The sequence below is a fragment of the Sphingomonas sp. DBB INV C78 genome, from assembly GCF_042693015.1.
Taxonomy (GTDB): Bacteria; Pseudomonadota; Alphaproteobacteria; order Sphingomonadales; family Sphingomonadaceae; genus Sphingomonas_E.
Map to the genome: position 1 here is coordinate 2,572,915 of NZ_CP170544.1, position 12,734 is coordinate 2,585,648.

A 12,734-nucleotide genomic window follows, 5' to 3' on the forward strand; every position below is an offset into this window, starting at 1 on the left:
GGCAAGATTGGCATAGTGACCGGCGGCGCCAAGGGGCTGGGCTATGGCATCTCCCGGCGCATGGCCCGCGAGGGAGCGTCGCTTCTCATCACCGGGCGCGATGGCGCCGCGACCGACGCTGTCGCCAAGGAAGTTCGCGCCGAGTTCGGTACCCAAGCGGTCGGCATGGCGGCCGACATGGGCGTCAAAGAAGACGTCCTCGCCATGGTCGGCCGCGCCGTCGATGAATTTGGCGGTCTCGATACGCTTGTCACGAACGCCTCCTTGCTGTCGCCAAACATCCTTCTCGAAAACAAGACTGACGACATGCTGCGTCGGACGCTCGAAATCGGCACCTGGGGGACGTGGTGGGCGATGCAGGCGGCGATGCCCCACATGAGGGCGCGCGGCGGCGGCTCGATCATCAATTTCTATTCGATCGATGCCCAGACCGGCGCATGGCTCCACGCTGATTATAATATGAATAAGGGCGCGATCCTGGGGCTGACGCGAAGCGCGGCTGTCGAATGGGGCCGCTTCAACATTCGCACCAACGCCATTGCGCCGACGGGCATGGGCCAGGTCTTCGCCCAGCTGGCACAGGACGTTCCCGGTTTCCTGGACATGGCAACTGCTAGCAATCCGCTCAAGCGCGCGGGTGACCCAGAAAACGATATCGGTCCCGTCGTCGTCTTCCTCGCGTCCGAGATGTCGCGTTTCGTGAACGGCGAACTCATCAACGTCGATGGGGGACAACATCTCCCCGGCTATGTCAGCGTGCCCCACAACCTGGCTGAACTGGAGGCTCAATCATGAAGCTCCTGTCCTCGTCCGACCTCAACAAGGAAGGCACGCCGGGCGAACTTCCGGTGAGCGTCGTCAAGATCCTCGACGGCGCCCTGCGGGCGATTGGCGACCTCGGTGCACGACGGCTGTCGATGAGCGACATCAGCGATGCCAGCGGCGTTTCGCGCGGCACGCTCTACCGCTATTTCTCCTCGAAGGAAGAGGTGCTGGCTGCCGTCAGCGAATTCGTCTGCGTCTCTTTCGAGGACGGCATTCGCGCGGTGGCTCAGGGGCTCGATGATCCCATGGAGCGCTTCCGCACGGTGATGCGCTTCTTTGCCAGGTTCACGACCGAGCGTTCGCCCGAACGGATTTTCGAGATCGAGCCGGCCTTTCACCTCGAATTCTTTCGCAGCCATTTCGGGCGCCACAAGGCCGCGGTTCGCGACGCGCTAGATCCGGTGCTCGATTATCTCGATTCCCTTACGCATGCGCCCATCGATCGGGACGGCTTCGTCGAAGCTCTGGTTCGGGCGCAGCTCAGCACCATGATCGTCCCGGCCAGCCAGCAATGGATGGATTTCTGGGATGGCACGCCTGACCGCCTTGAAGAATGGGCGCTCAAGATCGCCGACCGAGAGGCGGCCCGGAAGGAAAGGAAGAACTGATGGCCACCGCAGCGAAGCTTGAAACGCGCAACTTCACTAAGTTCGCGCCGACGGAAGTCGCCGAAACCTATATCGCGAAGGCCCGCGAACTCCGCGATCTTCTGCGTGCGGAAGCAGCGGAAGGTGAGCGCCGTCGCTCACCGACGCCAGCCGTCGACCAGGCGCTCAAGGAGAATGGTCTGCTCACACTGCTCCTGCCACAGCGCTGGGGCGGTGCCGGCCTTTCCTTCAGCGACTATTCGCGCTTCCAGATGGAACTTGCCAAGGGCGACACCTCGGTGTCCTGGGTTGCGCAAATCGTCAACGGCACGACCTGGGTCGCCAGCCTTACGTCGGACGCCACCCAGGCGACCTTGTTTGGCGAGGGACCCAAATATGTCTGCGGCGCCTACAACCCGCCTGGCAAGGCCAAGCGGGTCGATGGCGGCTGGATCGTCAATGGCGCGTGGCCCTACACTTCGGGATCGCGCCAGTCCGACTGGGCCCAGTCGGGTGTCGTTCTGGAAGGCTATGAGGGTCCCGTCGTTCCCGGCATCAACATGGTCTATATTCCCTTCAGCCAGCTCGAGATTCAGGACAGCTGGTATGTGACTGGCATGCAGGGAACCGGTTCCGACACCAGCGTCGCCAAGGACGTTTTCGTTCCCGACCATCTGATGGTCATGATGGACAAGCCGTTCGGCCATGTCGAACCGAACAAGCAACATTATGGCGCGCCTTCGGATCGTGTTCCGGTGGTTCCGGTGGTTCGGGCGACCGGTCTCGCGCAGCTTGTTGGCGGCGCCGAGGCGATGCTCGAGATCGTCGAGGCAGAATCCACCAAGAAGCCGATCGTCACAACCACCTACCAGAAGCGCACCGACTCGGGCGTGGTTCTCCATGATCTCGGGCGCGTTGCGGCCCAGCTTGGCACCGCTCGCCTTCTGCTTCTCGACGCTACCGGCACGCTGGATGATGTCGGCCTGACGGGACGCGAGTTCAGCTTCGCAGAGCGCGCCAAGCACAAGGCCCAGTGCAGCCAGATCGTCGAATTGGTGCACAGCTCGATCGAGGCGCTGATGTTCATTTCCGGCTCCTCAGCCTTCGCGCTCGACAAACCAATCAGCCGCTTCTGGCGCGACATCCATGTCGGACTTCGCCACGTCCAGAACATTCCCATGCTGGGCTACGAGATCTTCGGCCGCACCCGGCTCGGCGTCGACAACATCACACCGCCAGGCGCCTACTGAAACAGTATTGCCGCATTCTCCTCCCGCGGCATGAACTGGGACCGTCCTCACCACGTGAAGACGGTCCCTTCTTCATTCATCAACGTGCGACTGCCCCAAGTGTTTTGGCGAAACCACAGGATTGAACCCGGCATCGGTCCGGCGAGCCTCCATCCGAACTCTTCAGGACAAGAGAGCCGTGCGCAAATTCGATGAGCTGAGCGTCGGTGAAACCCGCCAATCCGAATTCGTCGAACTCACGGAACACGCAATCCGAGCGTTTGCGGAGCAGTTCGACCCACAATGGTTTCATATTGATCCCGACGCCGCAAAGGCCTCGCCCTTTGGCGGACTCATTGCCAGCGGCGCCCACCTCATCTCATTGTGGCGCCGGATCGATCACGCCATCAATGGCGACATCGCCTATCAATGCGGCGTCGGAATGGAGAATGTGAAGTTCGTTCGCGCCGTCAGCGCGGGGGAGCGGCTCCGCCTCCGATCCGAAATCGTCGCCATGCGACCATCAAGCACGCAAGCGGAGCGAGGCCTCGTGACGATGGCCTATCTCATGAGCAATCAGGACGGTGAGACGGTGATGACGCTGACCGCGCTCAATCTCGTCTATCGCTGATACCGGTCAACTTCCCGCAGAAACAGGCCAGGCCAGTTCTGCCGGAAGTTGACCGGTATCAGCGAGCAACTCCATCGGTCCCCTGCCAGTGCTCCATCCGATCCGCATCTGGGACCGCCGTCAAATTGGCCGACTATTTAGCCAACCAAACCACGCTAGCCTTGGGACAGCCGGGGCGCGCGGTCGGTCAGAGACCTGCAGCGGCAGATCACCGGCTCCATGGGGGGCGGCATACGAGAATATAAGGCGGCGAAGCAGGAGGATAGCTGATGGGATTGCGTCTACGGCACGGGTTGGCCGCGAGCTTGAGTGCCCTCTTGAGCATTGCAGCAAACGAAGCGGCGGCTCAGACTGAGACATCCGGGACATCGCAAAATGCTTCGGAGGCCACGGCCGATATCATCGTTACAGCCCGCCGTCAGGCCGAGAACCTGCAGGATGTTCCTCTTTCAATCATCGCGGTCGACGACCGGATGCTCAATGAGCGCAACGTCAAGACCGCCAACGACCTGCCCCTCGTCGCGGCGGGTCTGAGTGTTCAGAATACGGCCTCCAATCGAAACGATACGACCTTCTCGATCCGCGGACAGGGGCGCACTTTCGGCCAGAATTCACCGGGCGTTGTCGCCTATTTCGCCGAAGTGCCCGATTTCTCGACAACATTCTACGACCTGGAGAATGTGCAGGTTTTGAAGGGTCCGCAGGGCACGCTGTTCGGCCGCAATACCACGGGCGGCGCAATCCTCTTCGTTCCGAAACGTCCAACCAACGATCTTGACGGCTTCTTCAACTTTCGGATCGGCGAATATGAGCGCCGTGATGTGGAATTCGCCGTCGGTGGTGCGATCGTTCCAGACAAGGTGATGCTGCGCTTTGCAGGGCAGTTTCTCAATCGGGAGGGATTCACCAAGAACCTGTTCAATGACAGTCGGACGGACGCCGAGGACAGGAAGTCCTTCCGTGTCAGTCTCCTCCTGACCCCGTCGGAGCGCTTCGAAAATTATACCCTCTTCGAATACACGTCGATCGAGGAGGCAGGATCGGGCGCGTCCATTGGCGGTTTCACCGCCACCAACCCCGTCTTCTCGGCAAGCACACCGACCCAGCCGCCGCTCCTGCCGCAACTGACCGCCGCGCTCGCCGCCCAGCAGGCGCGGGGCCCTCGGATCATCGATGTCGACTTTCCCCTGAGCAACGGGTTCAAGTCGCGCGGTGTCCTGAACTCCACGACGCTCGACATGACGGACGACATCAGTCTGAAGAATATCTTCAGTTACCGTTGGTATCAGATGGAGACAAATTACGATATCGACGGGACAGATCTTCCGATCCTGAATGTTAGCAATCCTTTCCAGGGGAACTGGATTACGCAACGGACCGAAGAAATCCAGCTTCGCGGTAATTTCGACATCGTCGATGTGGTTGCTGGCTATTATGACGAGCGCAACAAGTCGCCGGCCGGAAGTGTTGGCTTTGATACCGTCCAATATGTCCAGCTACCGCCGATCCCGGGGCTGCTCCCCGCAGGCTATCTCGGCCCGATCCGTGCATTCGTCATCAGCGGCGGCAGCCTCAACACGAGCAAGGCCTTTTATGGCGAGGCCAACCTCAGGCCTCTTGACGGTTTGACGCTGACCGCTGGTATTCGGCGTACCAAGGATTTCCGGTCGACCTCGACAGAAGGCACCAAAATCCTCATTCCCGGCATTCCATTCCCGTTGCCCGCAGGTGCGCCGAGCGCCAACGAGGCCACTTTCAAGGCTACCACCTGGAATCTCGCGGCGCTCTACGAGTTCACGCCCGACCTCAACGCATATGCCACCGTGCGACGGGGCTACAAGTCCGGCGGTTTCAATTCGACGGCACTCAATCCCGCCGATCAGTTCTTCCGGCCTGAAACCGTCACTGACTATGAGATCGGCATTAAAAGCAAATGGGGGTCCGGAGATTGGGCGATACGCGCCAATCTCGACTTCTTCTACGACGACTATAAGGACATCCAGCGCTTCGTTAATCTCAACACGATCCCGGCATCGACGGTGACGCGCAATGCGGCCGCGGGCAACATCAAGGGCGTGGACGTCGATCTTGCCGTGGCCGCCGGCAGCATTTTCAGTATCGACCTCAAATACACTTACCTCGATGCAGAATATGACGAGTATATCGATCCCGGCCTCGGTGATCTGAGCAACAGCCGTTTTCCCAACTCACCCAAGCACCAGCTCAACGTCACGCCGCGAGTATCCATCCCCACCAGCGATGAAATCGGCAAGATCAGCATTCAGTCCAATATCTATTATCAGAGCCTGATTGCGTTCGACCCTGTCAATCGCCCCAATGGCAACCCCGTGGCCGCGCTGAGCGTGCCGGGTGCGACCGCGCCTGGCTATACCAGGATCGACCTGCGGGCCGACTGGCATGACATCATGGACACGAGTCTGAGCGCTGCCATCTTCGTCAAGAACATCACCGACAAGACCTATATCGTCGGCGGTAACAACCAGCTGCCGACCCAATTCGGTACTGTGGCCTATCTCTATGGCGAACCGCGGATGTTCGGAGTGGAGTTTCGCTTCGACTTCTAGTCGACCGACAGCGCGCTACAAAATTTGACGGAGGTCCCACTGATGAATGAGCCAGTACAACGCCGTGCCGGCGACGGATCGCCCGCGCCCGCTGCAGATGACCTGCGCTGGTGGTCGGCGGAACGTATCCGCGACGCGATCGCGCGCAAGGACGTGACCGCAGTTGAGGTCACACAATATTTCCTCGAGCGTGCCGACAAGCTTGATCCAGAATTACACGTGTATTCCGAGCTCGACCGGGAAGGCGCGCTCGCGGCAGCACATGCTGCGGATGCCAGCCTGGCCCGCGGCGAGCTTCCGGGGCCGCTGCATGGCGTGCCTACAGCGATCAAGGACCATGTGCCGGTTGCGGGGCTGCGCGGCCATCAACTGGGCGATACGCCCGCGGCCGTCGCCAAGTGCGATCATTTTGGGGTGGAGAGGATTCGCAAGGCTGGTGCCATCATTTTTGGCACCAACAGCATGCTCGGTGCGGGGGGCGGAGGCACGCTGGCGGGCGAAGGATTGTTCACACCCTTCAACTGGGACGCCGAGGCTCGCAGTCCATGGGACACGCGTCACGTTCCTGGATGGTCCAGTTCGGGGGGCGCGGCTGCGGTCGCGGCCGGCATGCTACCTTTCGCGATCGGCTCCGATGGCGGTGGATCCACCCGTCTTCCCGCTGCCTATAGCGGCATCGTCGGCTTCCACCCGACGGCCGGGCTCATTCCCGAGCTCGACTATGAAAGGCCGAGACCGCCTGCCGGAATAACCGTCGGCCCCCTGACGCGCGACGTGCGTGATGCCGCGCTCATCACCCAGGTGATGGCAGGCCCCGACGGGCGGGACCCGTTTTCGCTTCAGACGCAGCCCGACAACTTTCTCGCGCACATCGAGGACGGGGTAGCCGGCCTGCGCTGCGCGTGGACCGACGATTTCGGCTTCACCGATCGGTACGCAGCACCCGAAAGCCCCCGCGTTATCGCGCTCGTCCGCGCTGAGGCCCAAAAATTCGAGGGACTTGGCGCGACCGTCGAGGAAACACGCGAGGTCTGGGACGACATCATGCCAGGGCGCATGGCACAGTGGCTCGCTTTCTATCCGACAGCTGGCCTCCCCGCCCCTTCGGCCGAAACGCTCCAGGCCGGGTTCGAGGCACGGGGGCGCAACTGGGATCGCTTCCACAAACTGTTCCGGACCCACGACGTCATTCTATCGGCCACGTCGCAGCGCATCACCCGGCCTATCGACGAATGGGAGGCGGCATGGACGACGGCCGGTCCATCCTATCCCGGCGGCAGCTTCATGGGCTCCTATTGCAGCCACACCGATATGTTCAATTGGCTCAAATTTCCGGCAATTTCGATACCTTGCGGATTCATCGAAGGGTTCCCGGTCGGCCTTCAGGTCGCCGGCCCGCCCGGAAGCGAGGCGACGATCTTCCGCGTCGCGAATGCCTATCAGCGCGCCTTCCCAAGACTTGAGCGCCCGCCCGTCAGCTGACCGGTCTGCGCCCTTTCTTGAAACGCTTCAATCGGATGGAGAGCCAACCGTGGTTATCGACGACTATCAGGGCACCGATCCTTATTTCGGCAAGCCATTCATCGATGTGGACGAGCGGCGTGAACAGCCATCCTCGCATCGCTATGTTCATGGCGGCTTCGAGAACACCGATACGCGGTTTGCGATCTATTTCCCGGATGAGCCGGTCTATCAGGGGCGCTTCTTCCAGCCTTTGGGTGGGGGCCTCGGCGGCACCGAGTTCGCCTTCGTTGGCCCGCTTGCCGGGGTCCTTGGCGGGGTCGAAGCCTGCTTCCGTCTAGGCGGATATATGCTTGAGTCCAACCAGGGCCATTTTGGCAACGACCTCGATCAGCGTGCCGGCAACGATCCGGGCCTATACGGATATCGCGCGAGCGCGGAGTCCGCCCGCTTTGCCAAACATCTTGCGACCCTGCATTATGGCCGCCCGCCCCATCATGGCTATGTCTATGGCGGGAGCGGCGGTGCCCGCCGCTCACCCCTCTGCCTCGAAAATGCTGCCGATATCTATGATGGTGCCCTGCCCTTCATGGGGGGCGGTCCCGTGGCCCCTGGAAAAGCCGACGAGCCCATCGAGAGCGTGCAGCCAACCGGATTCGGGGCGATGTTCAACGTCCGACGGCTCCTCGGCGACAAGCTTGCCAGCGTCATCGATGCGATGGAACCCGGCGGTAGCGGCAATCCGTTTGAAGGCCTGACCACATACGAGCGCGAAGCGCTTGCTGACCTATATCGCCTCGGCTTCCCCCGGGGTGCCGAATATATGATCGCCCAGCCTATGGGTCAGGCCGCAATGTGGTGCTGGAACGCCGACGACTGGAAGCGTCAGGATCCGGACTATGTCCACGCCTTCTGGAACGAGAAGGGCTATGCCGGCCACGACACGCCTCATCTGTTCGAGGGCGACCGCATCGTACGCTTCGAAACCAAGGTCGGCGAAGTGCGTACCGCCGGCGACATTGCCGCCGAGGTCATGCGTGGAGGCCCCGCCGCGGGTGAGGCCAGTTCGTTCATGGCGGTCATGTCCCCGCCCGAGAAGCCAATCGCGATTCGCCTGGCAGGAGCGCCACAGGGCTATCTGCCGGGCGCCGGAGTCAGGGTGACCAGCGGCAACGCGGCCGATCGCCAGCTCTATGTCACCGGCCTTTTTGGGGACACACTCCTGCTTGACGGTTTTGGTGCCGACGGCAACGCCAAGGCTGCCGATATCGAACCCGGTGACAGCGTCGAGGTGGATAATGACGCGTTTCTCGCTTACTGCCATTGGCACCGACATCATATCATTGCCGGCGAGAAAGGTTTCGACCAGGTCATTGTCGACAACGCGCCGATTTTCCCGCAGCGCCGGCCCATCTGCGTGCCGACTCCATTTGGCGGCCATTACTCCGCGCAGTTCGAAGGCAAGCTGCTCTACATGCAGCACACCCACGACACCTCGTTGTGGCCCGACCAGGCGATCCTGTACGCCGAGAATGTCAGCCGGCACGGGAACCCCGACAACTTCCGTCTCCAATGGGTGGAAAATGCAGAGCACATCCCGCCGGCATTCCTGCCGTCCAGCATCTTTCCTTCGCCTTCATCGCGCCTGATCAACTATTCCGGCGTGATCGAACAGGGCCTCGCCGACCTAGTCGCCTGGGTAGAAGAGGGTGACGTGCCGCCTGCCAGCCAATATCAATACGCGGGGGGCAAGCTGACACTGCCTCCGGAAGCTAAGGACCGCGGCGGAATTCAGCCGGTGGTCGCTGCCTCGGCAAACGGCGCATCGCGCGCGGACGTTAAAGTAGACGAGCCCGTCACGCTCGTCGTTGTGGCCGAGGTACCACCAAACGCAGGAACCATTGTGCGCGTCGAATGGGACCTGGATGGCAGCGGCACATTTCCTGTCGCGCAGGATGGTGTGGACGCGACCTCGACCGCAATCCGGCTTTCCACCACTCATGCTTATGCAAAGGCCGGCACATATTTCCCGAGCGTTCGCGTGATCGCGCAACGCGAAGGCGACGTCGCCACACCACATCGCCAAATACCCAACCTCGCCCGCGTTCGCGTGGTCGTTAGCTGACAGATCGCGGCTCAATGATGTCCGAGCAACTCCGTGATCTGGCCGTTGAGCGTGTCAAAATGTTCGTCGGCCGCCACGAGGTTGCCGGACCTGAGACAGTCGAAATTGCCAAACACACTGCAACGCAATGCGTCGAGATCGCTAACCGCGAGTAACGTCGCATTGCCCGCACGGCGAGCTCGATACGCTGACAGGACCTGTTCGAGGAGGCTCAATACCGGGTTGTCCAGCACTCGCCATTCGAGATGGATCCGCATCATGTGAGATGTGGGATCCTCCCATTTCTGCAATCCGATCAATTGACCGATCTCGTCCCAATCGGCCTGCTCCGCCTTGCACGCCACAAGGAGCCGGTTGAGGCGGCCGAGCATGGACAAGGTCGGGCGGAAATCGCGCTCGATAAGCTGGACTTGCGCATAATGGTCGGCGATCCGCTCGATTACCCCCGGGGGGTGGACAGTCGTTGCCATGATCCCGCCGCTGCGGCCGCGTTCACATCTGACCACACCCCGATCCTCCAGCAGCCGCATGGCTTGCCGCAAAACCTGTCGGCTAACGCCGAAGCGGTCGGCGAGATCGAGCTCGAAGCCGACGCGAAATTCGCCCTTCTGCCGCCGTCGGCCGATTTCCGCGATCAGGAGTTCGGCGACAAAGCCGGCCAGTCCTGCACTACATGTGTCCGGGCCTGCCGACGGTGGATTGTAGAGCAAGGTGACGGCACGCTCGCGATGCTCGGCGAGCTTGTCGAGCGCTTCTGCAAATGGACGGATCGACCGGTTGAGCGAAAGCAGAGATGGACGGGCCGAGTTGTCCAACGAATGAAGCGGTGTTTTCCCGGATGCCAGCATGTTGCGAAAATCGGCGATAAACGCTTCGGTCGTGCCAGCACGGGCCGCTATGTCATGGCGATGCAGCAGCCAGATGGCTTTCTGCGCATCCGAAGCCTGCTCGTCAGACAGACCAGCAAAAACGAAGTAGCGCGCCAGCGCCAGCGCTATATCCGTTTGGGGTGCCTCCATAACGATCAGGCCTCCCCCCGGACCGCGACGCATCCGGGCAATGCCCCTGTCCTCCAGGATCCGCACAGCCTCAAGCAACGTTTCGCGCCTCAGGCCATAGCGCTCGCAGATCTCCGGACCGGTTCCGAACAAGCCACCTGGGGGACCGGCGCTGCGGCGAATGTCGTCCTCAATGCGGGCGACGGCGGCCGACGCCAATTTTACTGGAACCGATCTCTCCGCCAGGACGGATGTATAGATTTTCGGCCAGTCAAACCTGATCTCCATCCGCAGCCCCCATCCTCGTCCAGGATTTTTCCTGCTGCGCGCACGCTAGCCGCAATCAGCGTGGAAAAATCCTGACGAACGACAGGTAACAGGCTGGAAATGCGGTTGGTGGATGCTGCGCTTCGTCAGCGCACAACTGCTTCACGGTTGGTGCCAGCTGCCGATCCCTCGGGTGCGCAATGGACGTGGTTCGTAGGCGCGTGGCGTCGAGCATGGCGGCCGCCGCGCGCCTGCGACCGGTCAATTACGGCTGGCCGTCTTTTTCGAGGGTGACACACAGGACCAGTTGGCAGCGTTGTCGACGGCGCCTTTCTCCGTCGATTGGTTGAACCTCGCAACCTGAGGATGCGGGCAGAGAAGGAAGTCCCGCGCGGCGCCCGCCGGCGGCGGTACCATCACGCCCGAAACAACCTTGGTTTGGGGGTCGGCAAATTGCATCTGGACCCTCTCCGCGCCGCGATGGGTGACGATAGACTGAGGCACCTTGCCTTGCTCGACCCAGGCGACCAGGGCATCGAGCATCTGGTCGGGCGCATCCTGGGGCCCCGTCCCGCCGCCGCAATGCGCCATGCCGGGAACCCTGTAGAAGCGAACGAACTGTTCGAGCTCTGCCTTCCCACCGGGAAGCTTCTTGCCAGCATCGTTATAATATTGCTCGAGTTCGATGTCCGAGCAGCAGGAATCACTCACCCCGTTCCACAACAGGAGCTTTCCTCCGGCCTTGCTGAAGCCGCCGAGTTCTGCCGGATAAGGCTGGCCATAATCGAACTTCTTCGCGGCCTCCCACCATGCATTGATTTGTTTGGGATCCTTGAAGTCGAACTGCTTCAATGCGTCATAATCCGGGCCGAAATACACCCGTGCCAGCGAATCGCCGATCACATATCCACTTGGGCTCTTCCTCAAGTTCTCGATGGTGGGTTCGGGCGACCAGGGTGGAGGTGTCTGACCGAGGAAGCTGGGCCAGGTGCTCATGTTCGAGATCGGAAAGCCTTCCGTGAGCTTTCCCTTGGGTCCCTGTGGACCGGCCAGAATGGCCTTTATCGTCCTGATTTCAGGCTGAGTCAGGCACTCGGGTCCATCGGCACCCGAACAAGCCAACTTCGCCACGTCGAATTTGCACTCGCGCGGATCGGCGATGATGTCGTCCTTGGCTCCATCAAGCCCATCGCAGGCAGCGGTGACCTTTTTGTCGACCATGGCGAACTTGGCTGGCGATACCCATGCCCCCGGCTCGCGCGACATTTCGCGCGCTGCGGCAATGAACTTCAGCATTGTTGCGCTGCTCCGGCCCCCTGGTGCACCAAGCAGGACGCCGTCAAAGTCCTCCGGATGGCGCTCTATCGCCATCACTCCCATACGGCCGCCACCCGAACAGCCCGAGTGATAGCGGTACATGCCGGCTGCGTCGTAATAGTCCCTGGTTATCTTCTGGGTAGCGACCGCCACGACATGAGCGCCGCGATGGACATGGTCGACAGCCTGCGCCTCGTTCTTTCTGAGAAAGCTCCAGTCCACCATATGGGCTTGGTGTCCAGTGTCCGTCCCGGCAACGGCATATCCCTTATACAGTGGATTGCCTGGCGGAATCTGGGAGTCCGAGGGCACATAGCCAGCCGCTGCCCCCATCCCTATGAAATAATATCGGTTTTTCCATCCCGTGTCGGGCAACTGCAGCCGGAAATTGACCTTGTTCGGCCCGGGGTTCGTCGTGGTGACGAAGCCCTCAATCCGACAGTGCGGAACAGGCGCTGCGGTCGGAGTGGCAGAGACAATCGTCGTGTCGTCGGGTGCCATAGCCTGGATGGACGAGACTTCGCATTTTCGGGTGTCCGCCGCTTCCTCTGCCCAAGCCGTAGAAGCGGCCGAGACCACCGCGCCGGCTGCCAGCATCACAAACAAGTCCTTTCGCATGCCACTCCCTCAGTCTGCCTGGCGGATTTCCGCGCCGGGGGCAGGCTAGTGGTGGTGTGCGTGCAAAAAAGTCGGCTGAATTGATCGTCAG

The 12,734-nt window shown here is 61.2% G+C and carries 9 protein-coding genes; 7 read left to right on the plus strand and 2 right to left on the minus strand.

The genetic code is table 11. The features are described 5' to 3' along the window. Positions 1–15 precede the first annotated feature (15 nt). The 7 genes from ACFB49_RS12155 (at position 16) to ACFB49_RS12185 (ending at position 9,443) form a co-directional block, all read left to right on the plus strand. Entirely contained in the window at positions 16–795 is a 780-nt protein-coding gene (locus tag ACFB49_RS12155) for an SDR family NAD(P)-dependent oxidoreductase (RefSeq protein ID WP_380879776.1), read from the plus strand. Further along, complete coding sequence (locus ACFB49_RS12160; protein ID WP_380879778.1) at positions 792–1,433, plus strand: TetR/AcrR family transcriptional regulator; 642 nt, start codon at positions 792–794, stop codon at positions 1,431–1,433. Before ACFB49_RS12155 ends, ACFB49_RS12160 begins: the two co-directional genes overlap by 4 nt. Continuing rightward, on the plus strand, positions 1,433–2,662 hold the full coding sequence (locus ACFB49_RS12165) for an acyl-CoA dehydrogenase family protein (protein WP_010124889.1): 1,230 nt from the start codon (positions 1,433–1,435) through the stop codon (positions 2,660–2,662). The genes ACFB49_RS12160 and ACFB49_RS12165 overlap by 1 nt, the downstream gene beginning before the upstream one ends. Positions 2,663–2,783: 121 nt before the next feature. Then, positions 2,784–3,272 (plus strand): MaoC/PaaZ C-terminal domain-containing protein, encoded by a 489-nt coding sequence (locus ACFB49_RS12170; RefSeq protein WP_138956654.1) that lies wholly within the window; start codon positions 2,784–2,786, stop codon positions 3,270–3,272. A 269-nt stretch (positions 3,273–3,541) separates the two neighbouring features. After that, positions 3,542–5,857 (plus strand): TonB-dependent receptor, encoded by a 2,316-nt coding sequence (locus tag ACFB49_RS12175; protein WP_380879780.1) that lies wholly within the window; start codon positions 3,542–3,544, stop codon positions 5,855–5,857. Positions 5,858–5,899: 42 nt separating this feature from the next. Further along, a complete protein-coding gene (locus ACFB49_RS12180) occupies positions 5,900–7,339 on the plus strand; it encodes an amidase (RefSeq protein WP_380879782.1) in 1,440 nt (479 codons plus the stop codon). Next, a complete protein-coding gene (locus ACFB49_RS12185; protein WP_380879784.1) occupies positions 7,290–9,443 on the plus strand; it encodes a hypothetical protein in 2,154 nt (717 codons plus the stop codon). Before ACFB49_RS12180 ends, ACFB49_RS12185 begins: the two co-directional genes overlap by 50 nt. Before the next feature lie 11 nt (positions 9,444–9,454). Here the strand turns inward: ACFB49_RS12185 and ACFB49_RS12190 are convergent, their stop codons facing one another. Next, a complete protein-coding gene (locus ACFB49_RS12190; protein WP_380879786.1) occupies positions 9,455–10,729 on the minus strand; it encodes a GntR family transcriptional regulator in 1,275 nt (424 codons plus the stop codon). Positions 10,730–10,969: 240 nt separating this feature from the next. Next, positions 10,970–12,643, minus strand: coding sequence for a tannase/feruloyl esterase family alpha/beta hydrolase (locus tag ACFB49_RS12195; RefSeq protein WP_380879788.1), 1,674 nt, complete (start codon positions 12,641–12,643; stop codon positions 10,970–10,972). Between the last annotated feature and the right edge of the window lie 91 nt (positions 12,644–12,734).